The sequence below is a fragment of the Iodidimonas sp. SYSU 1G8 genome (assembly GCF_039655775.1).
Classification (GTDB): domain Bacteria; phylum Pseudomonadota; class Alphaproteobacteria; order SMXS01; family SMXS01; genus RI-34.
Genome location: NZ_JBBYXJ010000001.1, coordinates 718,765 through 742,375, shown reverse-complemented (window position 1 = coordinate 742,375; position 23,611 = coordinate 718,765). Strand labels below are relative to the sequence as shown.

The 23,611-nt window shown below is 64.5% G+C and carries 23 protein-coding genes; 13 read left to right on the top strand and 10 right to left on the bottom strand.

Translation table 11 applies throughout. From position 1 onward, the window contains the following. Window positions 1-65 precede the first annotated feature (65 nt). From glp to WJU17_RS03650, 5 genes are read right to left on the bottom strand one after another with little or no spacing between them, the layout of a single operon-like run. Window positions 66-1,265, bottom strand: a complete 1,200-nt coding sequence (glp, locus tag WJU17_RS03670; RefSeq protein ID WP_346325983.1) for a gephyrin-like molybdotransferase Glp — start codon at window positions 1,263-1,265, stop codon at window positions 66-68. A gap of 4 nt (window positions 1,266-1,269) precedes the next feature. After that, window positions 1,270-1,746, bottom strand: a complete 477-nt coding sequence (moaC, locus tag WJU17_RS03665; protein ID WP_346325982.1) for a cyclic pyranopterin monophosphate synthase MoaC — start codon at window positions 1,744-1,746, stop codon at window positions 1,270-1,272. Beyond that, on the bottom strand, window positions 1,746-2,540 hold the full coding sequence (gene trpC / locus WJU17_RS03660; RefSeq protein ID WP_346325981.1) for an indole-3-glycerol phosphate synthase TrpC: 795 nt from the start codon (window positions 2,538-2,540) through the stop codon (window positions 1,746-1,748). Before trpC ends, moaC begins: the two co-directional genes overlap by 1 nt. Next, complete coding sequence (gene trpD, locus WJU17_RS03655) at window positions 2,537-3,553, bottom strand: anthranilate phosphoribosyltransferase (RefSeq protein ID WP_346325980.1); 1,017 nt, start codon at window positions 3,551-3,553, stop codon at window positions 2,537-2,539. The genes trpC and trpD overlap by 4 nt, the downstream gene beginning before the upstream one ends. Next, complete coding sequence (locus WJU17_RS03650; RefSeq protein WP_346325979.1) at window positions 3,553-4,137, bottom strand: aminodeoxychorismate/anthranilate synthase component II; 585 nt, start codon at window positions 4,135-4,137, stop codon at window positions 3,553-3,555. The genes trpD and WJU17_RS03650 overlap by 1 nt, the downstream gene beginning before the upstream one ends. A 122-nt stretch (window positions 4,138-4,259) precedes the next feature. Between WJU17_RS03650 and WJU17_RS03645 the strand changes: the two genes are divergently transcribed. Next, window positions 4,260-5,336 carry a divergent polysaccharide deacetylase family protein gene (locus tag WJU17_RS03645; protein ID WP_346325978.1) on the top strand — a complete coding sequence of 359 codons (1,077 nt, stop codon included), beginning with the start codon at window positions 4,260-4,262 and terminating at the stop codon, window positions 5,334-5,336. A gap of 2 nt (window positions 5,337-5,338) precedes the next feature. On the opposite strand, the gene trpE is transcribed toward WJU17_RS03645, so the two are convergent. Then, window positions 5,339-6,859 (bottom strand): anthranilate synthase component I, encoded by a 1,521-nt coding sequence (gene trpE, locus WJU17_RS03640; protein WP_346325977.1) that lies wholly within the window; start codon window positions 6,857-6,859, stop codon window positions 5,339-5,341. Between the two features lie 37 nt (window positions 6,860-6,896). After that, on the bottom strand, window positions 6,897-8,801 hold the full coding sequence (locus WJU17_RS03635) for a SurA N-terminal domain-containing protein (RefSeq protein WP_346325976.1): 1,905 nt from the start codon (window positions 8,799-8,801) through the stop codon (window positions 6,897-6,899). 165 nt (window positions 8,802-8,966) lie between these two features. Here WJU17_RS03635 and tpiA point away from each other — a divergent pair, with 165 nt between their 5' ends. From tpiA to WJU17_RS03575, 12 genes are all read left to right on the top strand, one after another. After that, the gene (gene tpiA, locus WJU17_RS03630; RefSeq protein ID WP_346325975.1) at window positions 8,967-9,728 is read left to right on the top strand and encodes a triose-phosphate isomerase; all 762 of its coding nucleotides are present in this window, start codon (window positions 8,967-8,969) and stop codon (window positions 9,726-9,728) included. Window positions 9,729-9,779: 51 nt separating this feature from the next. After that, window positions 9,780-11,798: a prolyl oligopeptidase family serine peptidase gene (locus WJU17_RS03625; RefSeq protein WP_346325974.1), complete on the top strand. Its 2,019-nt coding sequence runs from the start codon at window positions 9,780-9,782 to the stop codon at window positions 11,796-11,798. Window positions 11,799-11,860: 62 nt separating this feature from the next. Continuing rightward, the gene (secG, locus tag WJU17_RS03620) at window positions 11,861-12,208 is read left to right on the top strand and encodes a preprotein translocase subunit SecG (protein ID WP_346325973.1); all 348 of its coding nucleotides are present in this window, start codon (window positions 11,861-11,863) and stop codon (window positions 12,206-12,208) included. A 43-nt stretch (window positions 12,209-12,251) separates the two neighbouring features. Beyond that, window positions 12,252-13,877, top strand: a complete 1,626-nt coding sequence (locus WJU17_RS03615; protein WP_346325972.1) for a CTP synthase — start codon at window positions 12,252-12,254, stop codon at window positions 13,875-13,877. A 37-nt stretch (window positions 13,878-13,914) separates the two neighbouring features. Further along, window positions 13,915-15,189 (top strand): phosphopyruvate hydratase, encoded by a 1,275-nt coding sequence (eno, locus tag WJU17_RS03610; RefSeq protein ID WP_346325971.1) that lies wholly within the window; start codon window positions 13,915-13,917, stop codon window positions 15,187-15,189. 124 nt (window positions 15,190-15,313) lie between these two features. Beyond that, complete coding sequence (locus WJU17_RS03605; protein ID WP_346325970.1) at window positions 15,314-15,604, top strand: septum formation initiator family protein; 291 nt, start codon at window positions 15,314-15,316, stop codon at window positions 15,602-15,604. Between the two features lie 204 nt (window positions 15,605-15,808). Then, window positions 15,809-16,837, top strand: a complete 1,029-nt coding sequence (gene pdhA, locus WJU17_RS03600; protein ID WP_346325969.1) for a pyruvate dehydrogenase (acetyl-transferring) E1 component subunit alpha — start codon at window positions 15,809-15,811, stop codon at window positions 16,835-16,837. After that, the gene (locus WJU17_RS03595; protein WP_346325968.1) at window positions 16,837-18,243 is read left to right on the top strand and encodes a pyruvate dehydrogenase complex E1 component subunit beta; all 1,407 of its coding nucleotides are present in this window, start codon (window positions 16,837-16,839) and stop codon (window positions 18,241-18,243) included. Before pdhA ends, WJU17_RS03595 begins: the two co-directional genes overlap by 1 nt. 3 nt (window positions 18,244-18,246) lie before the next feature. Further along, window positions 18,247-19,635, top strand: coding sequence for a 2-oxo acid dehydrogenase subunit E2 (locus WJU17_RS03590; protein ID WP_346325967.1), 1,389 nt, complete (start codon window positions 18,247-18,249; stop codon window positions 19,633-19,635). A 116-nt stretch (window positions 19,636-19,751) separates the two neighbouring features. Continuing rightward, on the top strand, window positions 19,752-19,988 hold the full coding sequence (locus WJU17_RS03585; RefSeq protein ID WP_346325966.1) for a DUF4170 domain-containing protein: 237 nt from the start codon (window positions 19,752-19,754) through the stop codon (window positions 19,986-19,988). Between the two features lie 117 nt (window positions 19,989-20,105). Next, complete coding sequence (lipA, locus tag WJU17_RS03580; protein WP_346325965.1) at window positions 20,106-21,035, top strand: lipoyl synthase; 930 nt, start codon at window positions 20,106-20,108, stop codon at window positions 21,033-21,035. Window positions 21,036-21,052: 17 nt separating this feature from the next. Further along, window positions 21,053-21,508 (top strand): type II toxin-antitoxin system RatA family toxin, encoded by a 456-nt coding sequence (locus tag WJU17_RS03575; RefSeq protein WP_346325964.1) that lies wholly within the window; start codon window positions 21,053-21,055, stop codon window positions 21,506-21,508. Here WJU17_RS03575 and WJU17_RS03570 read toward each other — a convergent pair. The 3 genes from WJU17_RS03570 to WJU17_RS03560 are packed head-to-tail and all read right to left on the bottom strand — an operon-like array spanning window position 21,482 to window position 23,594. Next, the gene (locus WJU17_RS03570) at window positions 21,482-21,970 is read right to left on the bottom strand and encodes a CinA family protein (protein WP_346325963.1); all 489 of its coding nucleotides are present in this window, start codon (window positions 21,968-21,970) and stop codon (window positions 21,482-21,484) included. The genes WJU17_RS03575 and WJU17_RS03570 overlap by 27 nt on opposite strands. After that, window positions 21,967-22,443 carry a phosphatidylglycerophosphatase A gene (locus tag WJU17_RS03565; protein WP_346325962.1) on the bottom strand — a complete coding sequence of 159 codons (477 nt, stop codon included), beginning with the start codon at window positions 22,441-22,443 and terminating at the stop codon, window positions 21,967-21,969. Before WJU17_RS03565 ends, WJU17_RS03570 begins: the two co-directional genes overlap by 4 nt. After that, window positions 22,440-23,594 carry a bifunctional 2-C-methyl-D-erythritol 4-phosphate cytidylyltransferase/2-C-methyl-D-erythritol 2,4-cyclodiphosphate synthase gene (locus tag WJU17_RS03560; RefSeq protein WP_346327388.1) on the bottom strand — a complete coding sequence of 385 codons (1,155 nt, stop codon included), beginning with the start codon at window positions 23,592-23,594 and terminating at the stop codon, window positions 22,440-22,442. Before WJU17_RS03560 ends, WJU17_RS03565 begins: the two co-directional genes overlap by 4 nt. Window positions 23,595-23,611 lie beyond the last annotated feature (17 nt).

Sequence of the window (23,611 nt, the reverse complement as noted above, 5' to 3'; positions counted from 1 at the left end):
GACCGGAACAAAGTATGCTCAAATGTTCTACTTTGGTTCCTGATTCCGGTCAACAGGAAAGCGGCTCAACCCACGCTCAACTGAAGGATTTCCACCGGGTCGCCGGCACTGGCCGGAGGGGCGTGGGGCGGGCGGATGACCAGGGCACCCGCATTCGCGAACAGCGAGATCATGGAGCTGTCCTGCTTCCGGAACGGCGTGGCGACGAGACCTTCGCCGGTCCGATCGAGCGTGGCGCGCATGAAATCGCGGCGATCACCGTTGCCGGGCAGGTCGCAGCCCAGCACGGCGGTGGCGCGTGGCAGCTCTGCCGGCGCGATGCCCTGCATGGTGCGGATCATGGGGACGAGGAACAGCAGCGCGCAGACCATGGCGGAGACGGGATTGCCCGGCAGGCCCAGCATCAGCGCGTCGTTCATCCGTCCGAAGATCAGGGGTTTGCCCGGGCGCAGGGCGATCTTCCAGAAATCGATTTCGAGACCAACATCGCCGAGCACCCGCTTGACCAGATCGTGCTCGCCGACGGAGGCGCCGCCGATGGTCACCAGAATGTCCGCGCCGCGCGCGCCGTCCGCCAAGGCCTTCAGCGAGGCCTCGTCGTCGCGGGCGATGCCGAGGTCGACGGCGATGGCGCCGTGCTGCTCCACAAGGGCTTTGAGGGCGACCGAATTGGAGCTGACGATCTGGTTGACGCCGATGGCCTCGCCGGGCCTGACCAGTTCGTCGCCCGTCGCCAGCAGCGCGATGCGCGGCTTGCGTCGGACATCCACCCAGGGCGTGTTCATGGCGGCGAGGAGACCAATGGCCGCCGGCGACAGAATGCGTCCGGCGCGCAGCAGCACGTCGCCTTCGGCGAAATCGATGCCGGCGCGCCGGATGTGCTTTCCGGGTTCGGATGCCTCAAGGACCGTGACGCGGTCGCCGCTCGCTTCGGTATCTTCCTGCAGCACCACGGCATCGGCGCCTTTCGGCACGGGACCGCCGGTGAAGATCCGGGCCGCCTGTCCCGGGCCGATCACGCCGTCGAACGATCCGCCGGCCGGCGCATGGCCGACGACGGTCAAACTGGCCGGGATGCTGGCGGTGTCGGCCGCGCGGACGGCATATCCGTCCATGGCCGAGACATCGAAGGGCGGCTGGGTGCGGCGTGCCGCGGCGTCCAGGGCTAGAACCCGGCCCGCCGCTTCGCCGAGCCCGACGCTCTCGGCCGGCAGCAGCCGGCACTGGTCGGTGATGCGGGAAAGGGCCTCCTCGACGGAAATCACCGGCCTAGTCTCCTTCGAAAATTCCCGACTTGCCGCCCGATTTGTGCACCAGACGGATCGCGTCGATCCGCATGCCGCGATCGACCGCCTTGCACATGTCGTAGACGGTGAGCGCCGCGACGGAAACGGCTGTCAACGCTTCCATTTCCACGCCGGTCTTGCCGGTCACCTTTACGGTCGCCTCGATCTCGACGGCGGAATCCGTGTCGGAGGGGGTCAGATCGACCGTCACCTTGTCGAGCGCCAGCGGGTGGCAGAGCGGCACCAGATCGGCGGTGCGCTTTGCCGCCATGATGCCGGCCAGTTGAGCGACCGCCAGGACATCGCCCTTCCTGTGCCCGCCGGCGCGGATCATGGCGAGGGTTTCGGGCTGCATGACGATACGGCCGCGGGCGATAGCGACCCGCTGCGTGACGGCCTTGCCGGACACGTCGACCATCACGGCATTGCCGTCACGATCGAAATGGGTGAAGTCGGCCATCAGGCCGTGCCGAGCAGTGCCGCGGTGGCGTGTGCCACGTCCGCCTGCTTCATCAGCGATTCTCCCACAAGAAAACAGCTGATATTGTAGTGCTTTAGATCGACAAGTTCATCGTGGCTATAAATACCGCTCTCGCCGACGACGATCCGATCGATGGGCACGCGCGGCGCCAGGTCGCGGGAGGTCTGGAGATCCACGGTCAGGGTCTTCAGGTTGCGGTTGTTGATGCCGATCAGCGGCAGGTCGAGGGTCAACGCACGGTCCAGTTCATCGGCGTCATGAACCTCGACGAGCACGTCCATGTCCCAGTCGGCGGCCGCTGCGGCCAACTCGAGCGCCAGCTTGTTGTCGATGGCCGCCATGATCAGCAGGATGCAGTCGGCGCCCAGCGCCCGGGCCTCGGTCACCTGGTAGGGATCGAGCATGAAATCCTTGCGCAGGACGGGCAGGGAGACGGCCTCTCGTGCCGCGACCAGATAGGCGTCGTCGCCCTGGAAATAGGGCACGTCGGTCAGTACGGACAGGCAGGTGGCGCCGCCCGCTTCATAGGCTCGGGCGAGGGCCGGCGGATCGAAGTCGGGGCGGATCAATCCCTTGGACGGGCTGGCCTTCTTGATCTCGGCGATGAGACCAAAACGATCCGCATCGACCATGCTACGCAGACTGGCGGCGAAGCCCCGCGTCGGCGAGGCATCCCGCGCGGCGGCCTCGATGGCCGACAGCGGGCGGCGTGTCTTGCAGGCGGCCACATGGTCGCGTTTGTCGGCGCAGATTCTGGAGAGGACGTCGGTCATGAGGCGTTCGAAAGGGTTGCGAGTTGCTCCAGCGTAGCGTTCGCGGCGCCGGAGTCCAGCGCGCCGGCGGCCAGAGCCACGCCGCCGCGCAAATCCTGCGCCTTTCCCGCCACCACCAGCGCTGCGGCGCTGTTTAGCAGCACGATATCGCGGTATGCGCCGGTTTCGCCGCGCAAAACAGCGCGCAGCGCCGCCGCGTTGTGAGCCGGATCGCCGCCCTTCAGATCGGCGGCGGTGGCGCGCGGCAGTCCGGCATCCTCTGGCGTCACGGTGAACTCACGCACCTGGCCGCCGCGCAGTTCCGCGACGCGGGTCGGCGCGGTGGTGGTGATCTCGTCGAGGCCATCCTCGCCATGCACGACCCAGACCCGTTCCGACCCCAGATTGCGCAGCACCTCGGCCATGGGGACGACCCACTTGCCGTCGAACACGCCCAGCAGCTGGAATTTGGCGCCGGCGGGATTGGACAATGGTCCCAGCAGGTTGAAGATGGTTCTTATTCCCAGTTCGACGCGCACCGGGCCCACATGCCGCATGGCCGTGTGATGCTTGGGTGCCATCAGGAAGGCGATATGGGCCGTGTTCAGGCACTGCTCCAGCACGGGCAGGGGCGCGTCGATGTTCACCCCCAACTGCGCGAGCACCTCGGCCGAGCCGGATTTGGACGACAGGGCTCGATTGCCATGCTTGGCCACCGGCACGCCCAGCGCCGCCACGACCAGCGCGACGGCGGTGGAGATGTTGTAGCTGCCGCTGCCGTCGCCGCCGGTGCCGCAGGTGTCGATGGCGCCCGGCGGTGCATGAATCCGCAGCGCCTTCTCGCGCATGACGCGCGCGCCGCCGGTGATCTCGTCGACGGTCTCGCCGTGAATGCGCAGCGCCATCAGGAAGGCGCCGATCTGGGCAGGCGTGACGTCGCCGTCCATCATCGCGCTGAACACCGCGTAGGCGTCGTCCTGGGACAGGGTCTCGCCCGCCGCGACCCGGGCGATAAACGGCTTGATATCGGCCATCAGGCGGCGTCGCGGGTGCGGGCCCGCTCGAGGAAGTTGCGCAGCAGGTCGTGTCCGTGCTCGGACTCGATGCTTTCAGGATGGAATTGCACGCCATGGATCTCGTGCTGGCGGTGCTGCAGGCCCATGATCAGCCCGTCATCGGTCTCCGCCGTGATCTCCAGGCAATCGGGCAAGCTTTCCCGTTCGGCGATCAGGGAATGATAGCGCGTCGCACGGAACCGGGCGGGCAGCCCGCGGAAGATGCCCTGACCATGATTGGATATCTCGCTGACCTTGCCGTGCATCAGCTTTGGCGCGCGGATTACCTTGCCGCCAAAGGCCTGCGCGATGGCCTGGTGACCCAGGCAGACGCCCAGCAGCGGAATCTTTCCGGCTGCGGCGGCGATAAGGTCCAGGCAGATGCCGGCCTCGTTGGGCGTGCACGGGCCGGGCGAGAGCACAATGCCTTCGGGCCGAAGCGCGATGACATCCGCCACGGTGATCAGGTCGTTGCGGTGCACGGCGATGTCCGCGCCCAGTTCCGCCAGATAGTGGAACAGGTTGTAGGTAAAGCTGTCGTAGTTATCGATGAGGACGAACATCTGCCGTCGATTCCGTGGGCGTTCGCGCATATATAGGCGATAGGGGGCGTTCATGTCAGGCAAAACATGCCTGCCGTTGCCATGCGGTGTCGCTGCGACGTGCACTGTCCATAAGGTGAAAATTGTCGTCGAGAAATCGTAAGAGCCGTTCGTCCCGCTTTTCCCTCAATCGCTCCAACCTGCCGCTGATCGTCGCCGCCGCCATGACGGCTGCCTCGGTGGTGGTGGTTATTGTCGTCATGCTTGGCAGCGACGAGCCCGAGCCTGCGCCCAAGCAGTCTTCGGATATCGCGGGACCAGCCGAGCCGGTGCCTGCGGAAACCTTACCGCCGGAAAAGCAGGCGGGCGCCGACCCGATCGGTGACCTGATCGCGAGCCTGCCGGATCAGTCTGGCGCCAGACCCGAGACTTCGACGGGGACGGCGCCGGCAGATCCTTCAAGTGTGGATGGTGAGCCCGCGTGGAAGCGCTACGCGACCGCGGTGACCGTGCCCGAGGGCCAGCCAAGAATCGCTGTGGTGATCGATGATGTGGGCCTGAACCGCGCCCGGACGAACGATGCGATCTCGCTGCCGGCGACGGTGACCCTGGCGTTCCTGCCTTATGGTGACGACCTTCAAAAACTCGCGGACAAGGCGCGCACCATGGGGCATGAGGTGATGCTTCATCTGCCCATGCAGCCGGACAGCGACAAGGATGATCCGGGCCCTCAGGCACTGCTCACCAGCCTGCCGCCCGGCGCGCTGGGCGAGCGTATCGCGGCGAACATGGACAGCTTTACCGGTTATGTCGGCTTCAACAACCACATGGGCAGCAAGTTCACCGCTGACCAGGCCGGCATGGGCGCGGTGATGGAGGCGGCCAGGAGCCGGGGCCTGATGTTTCTCGATTCCCGCACCACGCCGCACAGCAAGGGCGGCGCCGCGGCGGCCCGTTTCGGCGTTCCGGCGCTCAGCCGCGACATCTTCATCGACAACGTCGCCACCGAGGCGGCTGTCCGCAAGCAACTGGACAAGGCCGCCGCCATGGCGCGCGAGAAGGGGCACGCCATCATCATCGGCCACCCGCACGAGGCCACCATCGCGGCGCTGCGGGCGTGGATCCCGACGCTGAAGGACGTTTCCCTGGTGCCGATCACAGCTCTACTGGATGCAACAGGTGGCGTGCCGGCGCTGGCCACGACACCTGAGGCCGACTGAGCTTACTGCCCTCGGCCCGGCATGGCCGCGAAATGGACGGCTTCCTGCGCGGCGCGGATCAGGGCGCGGGCCTTGGCCCGGCACTCGGCATCCTCGCTCTCGGGGACACTGTCGGCGACGATGCCGGCGCCAGCCTGGACGTACATGATTCCGTCCTTGACCACGGCGGTCCGCAGGACGATGGCCGTGTCCATGGCGCCGCCGGCCGAGAAGTAACCGACGCCGCCGCCATAGACGCCGCGCTTTTCCACTTCGAGTTCGTCGATGATCTCCATCGCCCGCACCTTGGGCGCGCCCGAGACGGTGCCGGCGGGGAAGCCGCCGCACAGCGCATCGATTCCGTCATGGGCGGGATCGATCTGCCCCCGGACGTTGGAGACGATGTGCATGACGTGGGAATAGTACTCGATGGTGTTCTGCTCGGTGACCTCGACGGTCCCCGGTTTCGCGACACGGCCAACATCGTTGCGGCCCAGATCCAGCAGCATCAGGTGCTCGGACAGCTCCTTGGGGTCGCTGAGCAGGCTCTCCATGAGCGCCTTGTCTTCCTCGGCGTTGGCGCCGCGCGGCCTGGTGCCGGCGATGGGCCGGATCGTGACCTCGCCGTCGCGAAGGCGCACCAGGATCTCGGGGCTGGAGCCAATGACGGAAAAGCAGCCGAAATCCATGTAGTACATGTAGGGCGACGGATTGGTCCGCCGCAACGCACGATACAGCGCGAAGGGCGGCAGATCGAAGGGCAGTGAAAAGCGCTGCGACAGCACGACCTGGAAGATGTCGCCGGCGGCGATGTACTCCTGCGCCTTGCGCACCATGCCCATATAGTCGGCTTGCGGCGTGTTGGAGACGGGCTCGGGCAATGCCACCACGTCGAGGCTGGCGCTGTGTGCGGAAGGAACCGCCCGGTCCAGCGCGTCAATGCCGAGCCAGAGCCTGTCCTGCGCGCGGCTGTAGGCGGCATCGGCGCTCAGGTCGGGCTGTGGACGTACCGGCGTGACCAGCATGACCACGTCCTTGACGGAATCGAACACCGCCATCAGGGTTGGCCGGACGAACAGGCCATCCGGCAGACCCAGCGGGTCGGGATTGGGTGACGGCAGCTTTTCCATCAGCCGCACCATATCGTACCCCATGTAGCCGACCAGGCCCGCGGCCATCGGAGGCAGGCTGTCGGGCAGGTCGATGAGGGATTCGGCGATCAGGGCGCGCATGGAACCTAGGGGATCGAGCGCCTCGGGAACGAACGCCTCCGGATCGGTCAGGGCGTGGCGGTTGATCAGCGCCTTGTCGCCCTGACAGCGCCAGATGATATCGGGCATCAGACCGATGATCGAATAGCGGCCGCGAATGGCGCCGCCTTCCACCGATTCCAGCAGGAAGGCGTGATCGCGTCCTTGCGTGAGCTTGAGAAACGCCGAGACCGGCGTTTCCAGATCGGCCACCAGCGTCGTCCAGACGACCTGCGGCTTTCCCGCGCGGTAGGCGGCGTGAAAGGCGTCTGCCTCGGGGAGGAACTCGGTCATGCCTGCACCGGGTTCTGCATGAACGGGCGCGCTCGCATCACGGCTGCTGCTGGCCGATCAGGGTGTCGACGACACCCGGATTCCGGGTCACCGAATAGGTGTTGTAAAGATAGGTCTGGAACTGGGCATACATGTCGTTCTGCTGGGCCACGTAGAGGCTGTCGCGCAACTGCCGGTAGTCGGCGGTGGTCTCGTCGACGGGCATCGGGCTGATTTCGGCGACCTGAGCCACGAAGTAACCGTCGTTTTTTGATGAAGCGCCTTGCACCACGCCGTCTTTCGGGGCGGCGTAGATGGCCTCGATCAACTCGCGCGAGAACTCGCTGGCGAGCCGTGCCGCGTTGCCACGCGCCACCGGCGGCGTGACGCCGACGCTGGTGCCCGCCTCCTGAGCGGCCGCTTCCATGCTGGCGCCGCCCCGAACCTTCTCGGCGATCTTTTCGGCCATCGAGCGGGCGGCCTGGTTGCGGGCGTCCTGAGTCCAGTCGACCCGAACCAGTTCCTTGATCTCGGCGAAAGGCTGGACCGATGCCGGGCGGATCTTGTCGAGTTGCAGGATGAAGAAGCCGTTCTCACCGTCGTCTTCCAGATCGATGAATTCGCCCTCGACCTTGGCAAACAACGAATCCTTGAAGCCCTGCGGCGCGGGGACATTGGGAACGGCCACGCCATTCGCATCCTCGCCCTTGTTGTTCATGGCCTCGACCTTCCGCAGTGGCAGGCCGAGTGCTTCGGCAACCGCCTGGATGGTGGCGCCCTCGGCGATCCTGTTACGCGCCTCGGTCGCGAGTTCTTCCAGTTTCTGGGCGGCAAGACGCTCGCCCAGATCCTTGGTCAGCTGCGGCTTGGCTTCCTCCAGCGAGACCGTCTTGCCCGGCGTGATCGCGTCCACCTTGAAAATGACCCAGCCGAGCTTGCTCTTCACCGGCGCGCCAACAGCGCCTTCCTCGAGCGAGAACGCCTGATTGGCGGCTTCCTCGCCCAGATAGGCGAGCTTGGCCTTGTCGGCGCCGGGCTGCACGGCTTCGGCCTGCGAAATGCCGGCCTCGCGTGCGACGGCCAGGAAGTCGGCGCCGCCGTCGATCTTCTCCTTCGCGGCCTTGGCCGCGGCCTCATCGGCGATGATGATCTGCTTCAGGTCACGCTTTTCCGGCTCGGACAGGGTGTCCTTCCGGGCGGCGTACTCCTGCGCGATCATGTCCTCGGTGACATCGACCTTCGACGCCATTTCGGCGTTATTCAGCACGATGAAGCTGAAACCACGGAACTCCGGCAGCGAATAAACCTGCTGGTGGCCGTCGTAATAAGCCTTCAGGTCAGCATCGGTCGGTTGCGGGACGGTCATTCCCGCCGAGGGCACCCGGATGTAACGCGCCCAGCGCACTTCACTGGCGTGGCCATACATGGCCTGGACGATGGCTTCGGGCACCCGGATACCGCTGCGCAGGGCGCCCATCAGGTCGGCGCGCAGGATCAGGTGCCTGGTTTCGCGCTCGAAGTCGTGTTCGCTCATCCGCTGCTGAGCCAGGGCCTGACGATAGACCTGCATGTCGAACTTGCCGTCGACGCCCTTGAAGCTCTGGAATTCATGGATCTGCTCGGCGAGGCGCGCGTCGGAAATGTGCAGTCCCAGTTCCTGGGCGGCCTTGTCGAGCGCGGCGCCGAACACGAGGCGTTCCATGACCTGCTTGTCGAGACCAGCCGCCACGGCCTGCTCGGTGGTATAGCGCTCGCCCGAGGCCTGGGACCGCGAGTTCAACTCCAGCTGGAAGGCACGCCCGTACTCCTCCGGCGTGACCCTCACATCACCCACGCTGGCGACGGTCGTTGGGCCGCCGAAGCGTCCGGATTCAACGCCGACGATGACGAAGCTGACGACGATCAGGATCAGCAGGCCGCGAATGATCCAGGAATTCGCGCCGCGGCGCATGGCGTTCAGCATCGGTGCAACTCTCCCGGGACGTGCGGATGCCCGGCGTGGGCCGGGCTGGATTTGGGCGCGCATCATAGTCACGCGGCGCACCCCCCGCAACCTGCAAGCCGGGGCTGGAAACCGTGGCGGGCCTCTGCTATCGGGAAGCGCACTCCGCAGCAATGGGATTAAGCAATGACCAAGGCACCGAAGCCGCTCGTCGCGGGCAACTGGAAGATGAATGGCAGCGTCGCCAGCGCCGACGAGGCGAAGCGCATGGTGGAGGGTTTGGCCGCCCTTGGCGCCGTCCACTGCGAGGTCGCGATCTGCCCTCCGTTTCCGCTCGTCGGTTTTCTGGCGCGGGTGCTCGCGCAAGGGCCGATCATGGTCGGCGCGCAGGATTGCCACCCGAAGGCGAGCGGCGCGCATACGGGCGATGTCAGTGCCGAGATGCTGGCCGACGTGGGGGCAAAGGCCGTGATCGTCGGTCATTCCGAACGTCGCCAGGATCACGGCGAATCCGACGCCTTGGTGGCCGAGAAAGCCCAGGCTGCCTGGCGAGCGGGCCTGACCGCGATCATCTGCGTGGGCGAGACCGAAGCCGAGCGTGAGGCCGGCCAGACCCTCGATGTGGTTGGCGCTCAGATCGCCGGATCAGTTCCAGGTGACGCGACGGCGGCGAATACGGTCGTCGCCTATGAACCCGTCTGGGCCATCGGCACCGGCCGCACGCCGACCGCGAACGATGTGGCGCAGGTTCACGCGTTCCTCCGCGAGACGCTGGTGTCGAAGCTGGGCGACGAGGGAAAAGGCGTCCGGTTGCTGTATGGCGGCTCCGTCAAGCCATCGAACGCCGTTGAACTCATGGCGGTGGCGAATGTAGACGGTGCTCTGGTAGGCGGAGCAAGCTTGAAAGCCGACGATTTTCTGGGGATCATAGCCGCGTACAAGAAATAGGCGCCTGGGTTCCGTTTTCTCCCGGCGCAAGGGCGTTGGGGGAAAGCGATAATGCGGCTATCGGTCCGTACACTGATTCTATGCGCGCTGGTGACGGCGCCCCTTAGTGCGCAGGTGCAGGCCCAAGGTCCGGACCCGCTGCCGGTGGAGTATTTCGCCAAGCTGCCGATGATCGGCGGCCCCAGCGCCAACACCTCGATCGCGTTGTCTCCCGATGGCGGCCGGTATGCGGCCATCATTTCTCTGGACGGCGAACCGGCATTGGCCGCGATCCCGACGGATGGATCGGCGAACGTCAAGTTCACCCGCTATGGCGACTATCAGCCGCGTTGGTTCAGATGGGCCAACGATCGCTATCTACTGATCAGCTTCGCCTTTACCACCCGTCGCTATGGCATCCAGACGCTGGAGACCCGGCTGGCGGTCTTCGATGTCGAGACCGGCAAGCTTGATATTCTGGTCCGTCACAAAGACTTCAATCCGAAGGATCCCCCGATCCACTTCCCGCAGTTTCAGGATCAGGTCGTCAGCCGTCTTCCCGTCAAGGGGGATGAGGTCCTGGTTGCGCTGGACCGGGACAATCCGGGCGTCCCGGGCATCTACAAGTTCCCGCTTTCCGGTGGCTCGACGGGCTCCCGCGTCATGCGTGACCTGGCCGGGATACAGTATTGGGCAATGGATGCGAAGGGCGTCGTCCGCCTGGGATATGGCCTGCGCCGTGCCTCGAGTGGGTATCTCAAGCCGGAAGCCAGGCTGGTCTTCCGGCAGAGTGACGAGGAAGATTTCAAGACCCACGCCACGTTCGATCCGCGAGATCTCGAAGGCGACGCGTTCGGAGTCGTCGGCTTTACCGAAGAGCCCAACATCGTCCTGATCACCGACACGAACGAGCAGGGCCGGGTGGCGGTCTACCGCTTCGACATCACGACGGCCAAGATCGTGGGCACGGTGTTCTCCCATGACAAATACGATGTGGGCGCCGTCCGTTTCGCGCCGGGCACGGATCGAATGGTTGGCGTGAGCTACCTTGCGGACGAACCGGGGCACATCTTTTTCGACGAAACCGAGCGCGAGGATCATGAGGCGCTCGGGCGGGTTTTCCCGGGACGCAGTGGCCTGGTGGTCAGCCGCAGCCTGGATGGCACCAAGCTGATCGCGCAGACCGGCAATGTCTCGAGCCCGACCGAATACCATTACTTCGATATGGGAAAGAATGTGTATGCCAACCTGGGCAGCGCCTTTCCGCAACTGGCGGGCATGACGCTCTCGGAGACGCGTCCGATCAGCTACAAGGCCCGCGACGGGCTGGATATCGACGGCTATCTGACCTTGCCCAAGGGGGCCGAGGCGAAGAACCTGCCCATGATTGTCCACCCCCATGGCGGCCCCGCCAGCCGTGACAGCATGAGCTATGACTACTGGGTCCAGTACTTCGTCAGCCGCGGCTGGGCGGTGCTGCAGATGAACTTTCGCGGATCGACGGGCTATGGCGAGGCGTTCGAGAAGTCCGGGGAGCACGAATGGGGCAAGGCCATGCAGGACGATGTCAGCGATGGCGTCCTGTGGGCGGTCGGGCAGGGCGTCGCCGATCCGGCACGCGTCTGCGTCGTCGGCGCCAGCTATGGCGGCTACGTCGCCCTGCAGGGCGCCGTCAGCACGCCCGAGCTCTATCGCTGCGCCGTGTCGCTCAATGGCGTTTCCGATATCCAGGGCATGATCAACGATGAACGCAACTACGCGGGTTTCATGATGACTCGCGACTACCTGTCTCAGGAGGATCCGAAGTCGGTCTCGCCGGTCCATCATGCCGACAAGGTGACGGCGCCCATCCTGATCGCCTACAGCACCAAGGATCTCAGTGTCCGTTACGACCAGGGAACCGCGATGGTCGCGGCTCTGAAACGGGCCGGCAAACAGGTGGTGGAACTTGAGCTGAAGGATGGCGACCACTATCTGACACACGAAAGACACCGTCTCGCCTTCTTTCAGGCCATGGATTCCTTCCTGCAGGAGCATCTGGGGCTGGGTGCAGTTCCCTCGTCGGCGGTCGCTGAAAAACCGGCCAAATAACGGTATGGCACCAGCAACCCACTTGGTGTAAAAGCCCCCCAACCCTGATCCAAGAAAGCGCCATGCAAGAAGTCGTTCTCATCATCCATCTGGTGCTCGCCGTCGCGTTGGTCATCGTCATCCTAATGCAGCGCTCCGAGGGCGGTGCGGCCAGTCTGACCGGTGGTGCCGGCGCAACGGGCGGCTTCATGTCGGCCCGTGGCGCGGCCAACTTCCTGACCCGTCTCACCGCGATCCTGGCGGCGTCCTTCATCGCGACCAGCCTCGTGCTGGCGTTCATGGCGGCGCGCGTCGATGGCGGTGGCAGTTCGGTGATGGAGCGCGTTCCCGCGTCCGCCACGCCCGCGACCCCGGCCGCTCCCGCGACCCCGGCCAAGCCCGAGGCGCCTACGGTGCCTTTCTCGGAGTAGGCTTCACCCTTTCCCGTCAACAGCTCATGCGTGCCCCCGGTTCATGACGCGATTTATATTTATTACCGGGGGAGTGGTCTCTTCGTTGGGGAAGGGGCTCGCTTCCGCCGCTCTCGGCGCGCTGTTGCAGGCGCGTGGTTACAAGGTTCGACTGCGCAAGCTCGATCCGTATCTCAATGTCGATCCCGGGACGATGAGCCCGTATCAGCACGGCGAAGTCTACGTAACGGACGACGGTGCCGAGACGGATCTCGACCTGGGACATTATGAACGGTTCACCGGCGTGGCTTCGCGCCGGAGCGACAACGTCACGTCCGGCCGCATCTACCAGACCATCATCACCAAGGAACGCCGGGGCGACTATCTCGGCGGCACCGTGCAGGTCATTCCTCACGTGACCGACGCCATCAAGGCGTTCGCCATCGACGAACAGGATGATTGCGACTTCATCCTGTGCGAGATCGGCGGCACGATCGGCGATATCGAAAGCCTGCCGTTCCTCGAGGCGATCCGTCAGCTCGGCAATGAGCTGGGCGACAACGCCATCTTCATCCATCTGACGCTGGTGCCGTATATCGCCTCGGCTGGCGAGCTCAAGACCAAGCCGACGCAGCATTCGGTGAAGGAGCTGCGCAGCATCGGTATCCAGCCGCACATCCTGATGTGCCGCAGCGAACGGGAAATTCCGGAATCCGACCGCCGCAAGATCGCGCTGTTCTGCAATGTGCGCGAGGAGGCGGTGATCCCGGCGCTCGATGTGGGTACCATCTACGAGGTGCCGCTGCGCTATCACGAGCAGGGGCTGGACACGCAGGTGCTCAAGGCCTTCCGCATCCACGACGCACCGGCGCCGGACCTGTCCGCCTGGCAGAACGTGGTGAAGCGCGTGAAGGAGCCGGAGGGCGAGGTCACCATCGCCGTCGTCGGCAAGTACACCGGCCTGAAGGACGCCTACAAGTCGCTGCAGGAGGCGCTGGTCCACGGCGGTATCGCCAACAATGTCCAGGTCAATATCGAGTGGCTGGACTCGGAGATATTCGAATCCGAGGACGCCGTGGTCCACCTCGAGCACGTGCACGGCATTCTGGTGCCCGGCGGCTTCGGCAATCGGGGCGCGGAGGGCAAGATCGCGGCGGCGACCTTCGCCCGGCTCCGGTATGTCCCGTATTTCGGCATCTGCTTCGGCATGCAACTGGCGGTGATCGAGGCGGCGCGCAATCTCGCCGGCGTCACCGGCGCCAGTTCCACCGAGTTCGGGCCTTGTTCCGATCCCGTCGTCGGCCTGATGACGGAATGGGAGCATGGCGGCGAAACGCAGACCCGCTCGGCGGAGTCGGACATGGGCGGCACCTTGCGTCTCGGCGCCTACGAGGCGTCGCTGCTCGGCAACTCGCAGGTCGCCAACATTTATGGTTCGGCATCGATTTCCGAGCGGCATCGTCATCGCTACGAGGTCAACATCAACTACAAGGACCGGCTGGAGCAGGCCGGGCTGCTGTTCTCCGGCATGTCGCCGGATGGCCGCCTGCCCGAGATCGTCGAGAATCCCGCGCATCCGTGGTTCATCGGCGTCCAGTTCCATCCGGAGCTGAAATCCAAGCCGTTCGATCCCCATCCGCTTTTCGTGTCGTTCATCCGCGCCGCCGTGGAGCAGTCGCGCCTCGTCTAGGCGCGTCACTCCGGCCGGACCAATCAAAGAGGGAAACATGACCGCCATCGTCGATATTATCGGCCGTCAGATTTTCGACAGCCGTGGCAACCCAACCGTCGAAGTCGACGTGGTGCTGGAATCCGGCGCCGCCGGCCGTGCCGCCGTACCGTCGGGCGCGTCGACGGGCGCGCATGAAGCGGTCGAACTGCGCGATGGCGGCGTCAACTACATGGGCAAGGGCGTGACCAAGGCGGTCACCGCGGTCAACACGGAAATCTTCGAGGCGCTGGCCGGTCTGGATGCCGAGGATCAGCGGTCGCTCGACAAGATCATGATCGACCTCGATGGCACCGGCAACAAGTCGCGCCTGGGCGCCAACGCCATCCTGGGCGTCAGCCTGGCGATCGCCAAGGCGGCGTCGGCGGAATCCGGGCTGCCGCTGTACCGCTATGTGGGCGGCGCCGCCGCGCATATCCTGCCGGTGCCGATGATGAACATCGTCAATGGCGGCGCGCATGCCGACAACCCCATCGACATCCAGGAATTCATGATCATGCCGGTCGCCGCCGATACCATGGCGGACGCGGTGCGGATCGGCGCGGAAATCTTCCACACGCTGAAAAAGGAGCTGTCCGCCGCGGGTCTCAGCACCAGTGTCGGCGACGAGGGCGGTTTCGCGCCGGCACTCGCCAGCACCACGGATGCGCTGGACTTCGTCATGCGCTCGATTGAAAAGGCAGGCTACCGTGCCGGCGACGAGGTCATGCTGGCGCTGGACGCGGCGAGCACCGAGTTCTTCAAGGATGGTCTCTATCACCTTGAAGGCGAAGGCAAGAAGCTGGATGCCGGCGCCATGACCGATTACTGGGCTGATCTGGTGGGCCGCTATCCGATCATTTCCATCGAAGACGGCATGGCGGAGGATGATTTCGAAGGCTGGGCGGCGCTGACCAAGGCCATCGGCCACAAGGTTCAGCTGGTGGGCGACGATCTGTTCGTGACCAACCCGGCGCGGCTGTCGTCGGGGATCAAGACTGGTTTGGCCAATTCCATCCTGGTCAAGGTGAACCAGATCGGCACCCTGTCGGAGACGCTGGAAGCCGTGAACATGGCGCACCGCGCTGGTTATACGTCGGTCATGTCGCACCGCTCCGGCGAGACCGAGGATTCGACCATTGCCGATCTGGCGGTGGCGACCAATTGCGGTCAGATCAAGACCGGCTCGCTGGCGCGTTCGGACCGGCTCGCCAAGTACAACCAGCTCATCCGTATCGAGGAGCAGCTGGGCGACATGGCGGTGTATGCCGGACGCTCCATCCTCAGGGGTTGAGCCGCGGTTCTGCCGCGCGGACTCGGTAATTTCTCACAAGCCGCTGAATCGACGCCTGTTTCCGCTTGACCGGCGGAATCGGGCGTGATTCCCTATGGTCATGCGTAAAGGTGCAATCAGAAGAATGACTTTGGACGCGATCCTGCCCGGGGTCGTGATGTGCCTTATCGCCTATTTCTGCTACCACGCGGTGCAGGGCGAACTCGGCCTCCTGTCCTATCTCCGCCTCGAACGCCAGATTGGCACGCTCGAGGCAGAAGCCGCCGCCGTCGCCGGTGAACGCGCGGCGCTCGAGCACCGGGTGAAGCTGATGTCGCCCGACGGAGTCGATCCCGATTTGCTGGATGAATTGTCGCGCTACGAGCTCGGTTTTGCCCATGCCGACGATATCGTGATTCTCAACCCGCCCGAATAGTCCCGCTCATTTTGTTTCGCGCAAGCCGCGCCGGGCGTAACTTCCGGTCCCGGAAACTCGCTCTGTCCTAACAAACTGACGATCTGGGAATTGTGGCGGATGCACGATTGATTTTCAGCGTGAAACTGGCGGTAATAACCCCCATGTGAAGGCTGGGGCAGCGGCGAAGCGTTGCCCGGAGCGACCGTCGCGGAAGGGGAGTGCATGGCGAGCAAGAAATCGGCACCGCAGGACAAACAGAGGCCTGCTCGGACGTCGGCGCCGCCGCCCTACAAGGCCTCGCCCGAAGAATTGGTCAAATATTACAAGAACATGCTTCTGATCAGGCGATTCGAGGAACGCGCCGGTCAGATGTATGGCATGGGCCTGATCGGCGGATTCTGCCACCTCTACATTGGACAGGAAGCGGTCATAGTTGGCGTTCAGGATGCCATGCAGGAAACAGACTCCCTGATCACGGCCTATCGCGATCACGGTCATATCCTGGCTGTGGGCACCGATCCCAATAAGGTCATGGCCGAGCTGACCGGACGCGCGGGCGGGGTGTCGAAGGGCAAGGGCGGCTCCATGCACATGTTCGACCGGAAAAGGAACTTCTTCGGTGGACACGGGATCGTCGGGGCACAGGTGCCGCTCGGCGCCGGGCTGGGTTTTGCCCACAAGTATCGGGGCGACAACGGCGTTGCGCTGACCTTCTTCGGTGATGGCGCGGCCAACCAGGGCCAGGTCTACGAAACCTTCAACATGGCCGAGCTGTGGCAGCTCCCGGTGGTCTTCGTCATCGAGAACAACCAGTACGCCATGGGGACCTCGGTCGAGCGGTCGTCCTCGGAAACCCATTTCTACAAGCGCGGCACCAGCTTCCGCATCCCGGGCTATGAAGTCGACGGCATGGACGTGCTGGAGGTCAGAGCCGCCGCGCAGGACGCGATTGATTGGGTCCGAGACGGAAACGGACCGATCATCCTGGAAATGAAGACATACCGCTATCGCGGCCATTCCATGTCGGATCCCGCCAAATACCGCACCCGGGACGAGGTGCAGAAGATGCGCACCGATCACGATCCCATCGATCACCTGCGCGATATGCTCATCAAGGCCAAGGCCGCCACCGAGGACGACCTGAAGGCCATCGACAAGGAGATCAAGTCCATCGTCTCGGACGCCGCCAACTTCGCGCAGGACAGTCCCGAACCCGATGCGGCCGAGCTCTTCACCGAGGTATACGCCTGATGTCCATCGATATCCTGATGCCGGCACTGTCGCCCACCATGGAGGAGGGCACCCTGGCCAAATGGCTGGTCAAGGAAGGGGATACGGTTTCCTCGGGCGACATTCTCGCCGAGATCGAGACAGACAAGGCGACCATGGAGCTGGAATCGATCAATGACGGCAAGGTCGCCAAGATTCTGGTACCCGAGGGCACCGAAGGCGTGAAGGTCAACGAGGTGATCGCGCGCCTGGTCGAGGAAGGGGAAAGCGCCGACGAGGCCGACCCCGCGCCGAAGGCCGCCAAGGCGGACAAGCAGGCGGCGAAAGACACGCCGGACAAGGGCGAGGACGGGGACGAGGCGCCCGAGGTCAAAGCAGAGCCGGCGCCGCGTGCGCCCGCCGCGGCCGCTCCCAGGGACGTCGAAATTCCCGCCGGAACGGAAATGGTTGAAATGACCGTCCGCGAGGCGCTGCGCGATGCCATGGCGGAAGAGATGCGCGCCAATCCGGACGTCTTCCTGATGGGCGAGGAAGTCGCCCAGTATCAGGGCGCCTACAAGGTGTCGCAGGGGCTGCTGGAGGAATTCGGCGACAAGCGCGTCATCGATACGCCGATTACCGAGAACGGCTTCGCCGGGCTTGGCACCGGCGCGGCTTTCGCGGGGCTGCGCCCGATCGTCGAGTTCATGACGTTCAACTTCGCCATGCAGGCGATCGATCATATCGTCAACTCGGCCGCCAAGACCCGCTACATGTCGGGCGGCGAACTCAGCGTGCCGATCGTGTTTCGCGGCCCCAACGGTTTCGCCTCGCGCGTCGCGGCGCAGCATTCCCAGTGCTACGCAAGCTGGTACGGCCATATTCCGGGCCTGCGCGTGATCGCGCCCTATTCGGCGGCGGATGCCAAGGGCTTGCTGAAATCGGCGATCCGCGACCCCAATCCGGTCGTGTTCCTCGAACAGGAGCTGCTGTACGGCCGCAAGTTCGAGGTCCCCAAGCTGGACGACTACACCGTGCCGATCGGCAAGGCCAAAGTGGTCCGCGAGGGCAAGGACGTCACGCTGATCAGCTTCTCCTACACCATGCTGGCGACGCTGGACGCGGCGGACAAGCTGGCCGAGCAGGGCATCGACGCCGAAGTGATCGATCTGCGCACGATCCGACCGCTGGACACCGAAACCATCATCGAGTCGGTCAAGAAGACCAATCGGGCGGTGGTGATCGAGCAGGGCTGGACCGCCTATGGCGTCACCGCCGAAATCTCGGCGCTGCTGATGGAGCAGGCATTCGACTGGCTGGATGCGCCGGTGCTGCGCCTTGGCGGCGCGGACGTACCGATGCCCTATGCGGCGAATCTGGAAAAGCTGGCCATCGTCCAGCCGGACGACGTGGTCAAGGCGGCCAAGACCGTCTGCTACAAGGCCTGATCCATGGCCATATCCATCACGATGCCGGCGCTTTCTCCCACCATGGAAGAAGGCAACCTGTCCAAATGGCGGGTGAAGGAAGGCGACCGCGTGAAATCCGGCGACATCATCGCCGAGATCGAAACCGACAAGGCGACCATGGAAGTGGAAGCGGTCGATGACGGTGTCGTCGGCAAGCTGATGGTGGCCGAGGGCACCGAGGGCGTGAAGGTCAATTCCGTCATCGCCATGCTGTTGGAGGAAGGCGAGGACGCGGCCGACCTGAAGGCGCCGGCCAGGAGCCCGGCGAAGAAGGACGCCGGACCAAAAGTGGACGCTGAAGCAACGGCCGAGTCCGCCGAACATGGCGACCTGTTGGTCAATCCCGCCGCCCGGCGCCTGGCCGAGGAACAGGGGATCGATCTGTCCGGCGTGAAGGGCACCGGCCCGCATGGGCGTATCACCAAGGGCGACGTGGTCGCGCTCTCGGGTGAGGGCGGGAAGCCCAAGGCGAAAACGCCGTCCCCGGAACCGTCCAAGGCGAAGGGCGGCCGTGTGTTCGCCAGCCCGGTCGCGCGCCGGATCGCCGCAGACAAGGGGTTTACGCTGTCCGATATCCCGGGGTCCGGTCCCGACGGCCGTATCGTGAAAGCGGATGTGGAAGCATTCACGCCTGCTGCGGCGTCATCCATTGTCCAGCAGCCGCGCCCGGCCGATGTGCAGGGTGATACGCCCTACGAGGAAGTGCGGCTGTCCACCATGCGCAAGACCATCGCGCGGCGGATGACCGAGGCCAAGCAGACCGTGCCGCATTTCTATCTCACCATCGAGGTGGAGATCGACAAGCTGCTGGATATCCGCAAGGACCTGAATGACGCGGGCGAGGGACCGAAGGTCTCGGTCAACGATTTCATCATTCGCGCGGCCGGTCTGGCGCTCAAGCAGTTTCCCGACGCCAACGTCCAGTTCGCCGGCGACAAGCTGCGCCGGTTCTCGCGTTCTGACGTGGCGGTGGCGGTCGCCATCGAAGGCGGCCTGATCACGCCGATCGTCAAGGGAGCCGACCTGAAGGGCGTCGCGGCGATCTCGTCGGAGATGAAGGAACTGGCCGGCAGGGCCAAGGACGGCAAGCTGGCGCCCGAGGAATATCAGGGCGGCACCATCGCCATCTCCAATCTGGGCATGTTCGGCGTGAAGGAGTTTCTCGCCGTGATCAATCCGCCGCAGGCCTCCATCCTCGCCATCGGCGCGGGCGAGAAGCGACCGGTGGTGCGGAACGATCAGCTCGCCATCGCCACGCTGATGAGTGTGACCATGGCGTGTGATCACCGGGCGATGGATGGCGCGGTCGGCGCCCAGTTTCTTCAGGTCTTCAAGACCTTGCTGGAGCATCCGGTCCGGTTGCTGATCTAGGGCTGGGGAGCCTGCGATTGCCGCGTGCTGACTGTGGCGTTCCGCGCGGAAGCTGATACGCTCCATCTCAGGGAACCTTCACGTCTGTAATGGCTCACTCATGAACGAGACAGCAGATGACGAAACAACTTCTCCACCTTGTGCTTGGTGGCCGGGTCAAGGACCCGAAAGGCGCGGAATTCGAGGACCTCGACGAGATCGATATCGTCGGTGTCTATGGCAGCAACGCGGAGGCCGTGAAAGCATGGCGCGGCAAGGCCCAGGCGACGGTCGATGACGCCCGGACGCGCTATTTCGTCGTCCACCTGCACCGGCTGCTCGATCCCGGCAGCGAGCACGACCACGATCACTGATCCGGCGCGGCGTGCTCTTCCGGAAACGATAGGGTAACGTGACGGTCCGATGCCGCAGGCGCGGTGCTGCCGTGCGCGCATTGGACTTGGCCACCGGTTTGGCATATGTGGTGAGACATGAGCAACGTCGAGATCATCAAGGGCGAGACGCCCGAGCACGTCCGCAAGCCTGACTGGCTGCGCGTGAAGGCGCCGGGGTCGCCGGAATACATGAAGACGCGCAAGCTGATGCGCGATCTCAAGCTGAACACGGTATGCGAAGAGGCGGCCTGCCCGAATATTGGCGAGTGCTGGACCCAGAAGCACGCGACCGTTATGATCCTGGGCGATATCTGCACCCGGGCCTGCGCCTTCTGCAACATCAAGACCGGCATGCCGCGCATGGTCGACAAGGACGAGCCGGAGCATGTCGCGACGGCGGTGGGCGAGCTCGGGCTCGAGCACGTGGTCATCACCTCGGTCGACCGGGACGATCTGCCGGATGGCGGCGCTAGCCAGTTCGTCCAGGTGATCCGCAAGATTCGCGAATACGCGCCGAATACCACCATCGAGGTGCTGACGCCGGATTTCCTGCGCAAGAAGGGTTCGATCGAAGCGGTGGTCGAGGCGCGGCCCGATGTCTACAATCACAATCTGGAAACGGTGCCGCGGCTCTACCCGACGATCCGGCCGGGGGCGCGCTACTACAACTCGCTGCGCCTGCTCGACACGGTCAAGCGGCTCGATCCTTCCATCTTCACCAAATCGGGAATCATGGCCGGCCTGGGCGAAGACAAGCGCGAGGTCTATCAGGTGATGGACGACATGCGTGCCGCCGAGGTGGATTTTCTGACCATCGGGCAGTATCTGCGCCCGACTCCGCGTCACGCCGAGGTGGCGCGTTACGTCACGCCCGACGAGTTCACCTCCTACGGAAAGATGGCGCGCGCCAAGGGCTTCCTGATGGTGTCGAGCTCGCCGCTCACCCGGTCCAGCTATCATGCCGGACAGGATTTCGTTCAACTCCGGGCCAACCGGGAAGCGCAGCTCGCCCAGGCGCGCCGCTAGAAGACACAGCGGGGGATATGCATAAACACGCTGAAAAGCGGGTGTTGCCACACACCGCCGAACAGATGTTCGCTGTCGTCGCCGACGTGGAACACTATGACGAGTTCCTGCCGTGGTGCACGGGCGTGCGCATTTTCAAGCGCGACGGCGACACGTTCCTGGCCGATCTGATGATCGGCTACAAGGTGATCCGCGAAAAGTTCACCTCGAAGGTCGAGCTGTTTCCCACCGAGCGCATCCAGGTCACCTACATGACCGGGCCGATGAAACACCTGCGCAACGACTGGCGTTTCGTCGACAATGGCGACGGCACCTGCACCGTGGATTTCTTCATCGAATTCGAATTCCGCAGCAAGCTGTTCGAGAAGCTTGTCGGCGGTGTCTTCGACGAGATCGTCAAGCGCATGGTCGGGGCGTTCGTCGCCCGGGCCGACGCGCTCTACGGTTCAGAAAAGCGACTGCATCAGCTCTAGGGCGAGTTCAACCGATTTGCGCCGAACGACGGAGCGGCCCAGATCGCCGAACTCCATTTTGCGGTGGATGGTTTCGCCGCCCCGGCGGGCCGCCGCGAAGTGCACCAGCCCAACCGACTTGTCCGTGTCATCCTTGGGTGGGCCGGCGATGCCGGTGATGGCAACGACCACGTCGGCGCGGGATTTCTCGAGCGCCCCTTGCGCCATGGCACGGGCCACGGGTTCGCTGACCGCGCCATGCGCGACCAGCGTTTTCTTGGGCACGCCGAGAATCTCGTTCTTGGCCGAATTGCTGTAGGTCACGAATCCCCTGTCGACCACGTTCGAGCTGCCGGGAACCTCGGTGAGGCAGGCCATCACCAGGCCGCCCGTGCAGGATTCGGCCGCCGCCAGCTTGAAGCCCTTGGCTCGGGCGGCGGCAAGGACGGCGGCGGCGAGGGGCATCATTTCATCGGTATTCATAGGACCTCCAGGGCCACAAGGAGCAGTTGCATCAGGGAGAAGACGAACAGGCCAGCCAGGATATCGTCCTGCATGATGCCCAGGCCGCCGCGTCCGTGGCGATCGAGCACGCTGATCGGCCAGGGCTTGGCGATGTCGAACACGCGAAAGAGCACGAGGGCGAGAAGATAGGGCCAGAGTTCATCGGTAGGCAGGGCCAGGCAGGCGATCCATTGGCCGGCGACCTCGTCGATGACGATCTCGCCCGGGTCGTGCAATTCCTTCCGGGTCGCGTGATGTCCTGCCGCCCAGACGCCCACCACGGAGATGAGGACACATCCCCCCAGCAGCGCCAGATCGCCCCAGAAATGCTGCATCAGCCAGGCGAGGGGCAGCGCGGCCACCGAGCCCCAGGTGCCGGGCGCCTTACGGATCAGGCCGATCCAGAACCAGGTTGCCAGGATGGTCGCGGGGTGAAAGTTCGCGGGCCTCATGCGGCGTGATCGGGCAGCAGGATGCTGGCGGCGGCCTGGGCCGCGATGCCTTCACCGCGGCCTGTGAAGCCGAGTTTTTCGGTGGTGGTCGCCTTGACGTTGATGCGCGCCGGCGGAATGCCGAGGATGTCGGCCAGCACGGCGGTGATCGGGGTCACGTGCGGCGTGATCTTGGGGGCTTCGCAGATGATCGTCACATCCACATTGGCGATGCGGCCGCCCTGATCGCGGATCAGCGCCACGGCCTTCTCGATGAACAGACGCGATGGCGCGCCCTTCCATTGCGGGTCGCTGGGGGGGAAGTGCCGCCCGATATCACCGGCACCGACGGCGCCCAGCAATGCATCCGTGAGCGCATGCAGCGCCACGTCGGCGTCGGAATGGCCGATGAGCCCCTGTGAATGAGGAATGCGGTGGCCGCAGATCATCACGTGATCGCCGGGTCCGAGCCGGTGCACGTCGAAGCCGGTGCCGCTGCAGGGCAGCCAGGCACCGCGGGCGAGGGCGGCGACATCGTCAGGCGTGGTCACTTTGATATTCCTTTCTTCTCCCTCGACGATGTGTACGGCAAAGCCCGCCCGCTCCGCCACAGCAGCGTCGTCGGTGAGGCCGTGTTCCGCCGCCAGGGCGCGGTGCGCCGACAGGATGAGGGGGAACCTGAACCCTTGCGGCGTCTGCGCGCGCCTGAGGGTGTCTCGCTCCACGCTGCCCAAAATCCGGTCGCCGCTGACCTGCTTGATGGTATCGGTGACCGCGAGCGCCGGAATGACTGCCTCATTATTGGCCAAGTCCTCGATGATGGCGCGGATCAGGCGAGCGGACACGAACGGACGCGCGGCGTCATGGATCAACACCATGTCCGGTTCGTGCGGCGCCAGGGCTTCCAGCCCGAGCCGAACCGATTCCTGTCGGCTTTGTCCGCCGGCGCAGGGAGGCAGAAGCGGCAGGTTTTCGGTCGCCGCGGCGTAGAATTTGTGGTCGTCGGGGTGAATCACGATCTGAACGACGTCCACCAAACCACTCTCGACAAACGAGCATGCGGTATGATGGAGGATCGGCTTTCCCTTCATCGGCAAATATTGCTTGGGCACCGGGCCGCCCGCGCGGTACCCACGTCCGGCGGCGACGATCAGGGCTGCAACTTTCACGATTGGTCCTGTCGTTGCTG

Excerpts from the sequence above, each read along its gene's own strand:
- WJU17_RS03650 (WP_346325979.1), bottom strand. The coding sequence starts at position 4,137 with ATGTTCGTCCTCATCGATAACTACGACAGCTTTACCTACAACCTGTTC.
- trpE (WP_346325977.1), bottom strand. The coding sequence starts at position 6,859 with ATGACCGAGTTCCTCCCCGAGGCAGACGCCTTTCACGCCGCCTACCGC.
- trpD (WP_346325980.1), bottom strand. The coding sequence starts at position 3,553 with ATGGCCGATATCAAGCCGTTTATCGCCCGGGTCGCGGCGGGCGAGACC.
- WJU17_RS03605 (WP_346325970.1), top strand. The coding sequence starts at position 15,314 with ATGACTTTGGACGCGATCCTGCCCGGGGTCGTGATGTGCCTTATCGCC.
- WJU17_RS03575 (WP_346325964.1), top strand. The coding sequence starts at position 21,053 with ATGCATAAACACGCTGAAAAGCGGGTGTTGCCACACACCGCCGAACAG.
- WJU17_RS03615 (WP_346325972.1), top strand. The coding sequence starts at position 12,252 with ATGACGCGATTTATATTTATTACCGGGGGAGTGGTCTCTTCGTTGGGG.
- tpiA (WP_346325975.1), top strand. The coding sequence starts at position 8,967 with ATGACCAAGGCACCGAAGCCGCTCGTCGCGGGCAACTGGAAGATGAAT.
- WJU17_RS03585 (WP_346325966.1), top strand. The coding sequence starts at position 19,752 with ATGACGAAACAACTTCTCCACCTTGTGCTTGGTGGCCGGGTCAAGGAC.
- eno (WP_346325971.1), top strand. The coding sequence starts at position 13,915 with ATGACCGCCATCGTCGATATTATCGGCCGTCAGATTTTCGACAGCCGT.
- WJU17_RS03565 (WP_346325962.1), bottom strand. The coding sequence starts at position 22,443 with ATGAGGCCCGCGAACTTTCACCCCGCGACCATCCTGGCAACCTGGTTC.
- WJU17_RS03635 (WP_346325976.1), bottom strand. The coding sequence starts at position 8,801 with ATGCTGAACGCCATGCGCCGCGGCGCGAATTCCTGGATCATTCGCGGC.
- WJU17_RS03570 (WP_346325963.1), bottom strand. The coding sequence starts at position 21,970 with ATGAATACCGATGAAATGATGCCCCTCGCCGCCGCCGTCCTTGCCGCC.
- pdhA (WP_346325969.1), top strand. The coding sequence starts at position 15,809 with ATGGCGAGCAAGAAATCGGCACCGCAGGACAAACAGAGGCCTGCTCGG.
- WJU17_RS03590 (WP_346325967.1), top strand. The coding sequence starts at position 18,247 with ATGGCCATATCCATCACGATGCCGGCGCTTTCTCCCACCATGGAAGAA.
- lipA (WP_346325965.1), top strand. The coding sequence starts at position 20,106 with ATGAGCAACGTCGAGATCATCAAGGGCGAGACGCCCGAGCACGTCCGC.
- WJU17_RS03595 (WP_346325968.1), top strand. The coding sequence starts at position 16,837 with ATGTCCATCGATATCCTGATGCCGGCACTGTCGCCCACCATGGAGGAG.
- secG (WP_346325973.1), top strand. The coding sequence starts at position 11,861 with ATGCAAGAAGTCGTTCTCATCATCCATCTGGTGCTCGCCGTCGCGTTG.
- WJU17_RS03625 (WP_346325974.1), top strand. The coding sequence starts at position 9,780 with ATGCGGCTATCGGTCCGTACACTGATTCTATGCGCGCTGGTGACGGCG.
- trpC (WP_346325981.1), bottom strand. The coding sequence starts at position 2,540 with ATGACCGACGTCCTCTCCAGAATCTGCGCCGACAAACGCGACCATGTG.
- moaC (WP_346325982.1), bottom strand. The coding sequence starts at position 1,746 with ATGGCCGACTTCACCCATTTCGATCGTGACGGCAATGCCGTGATGGTC.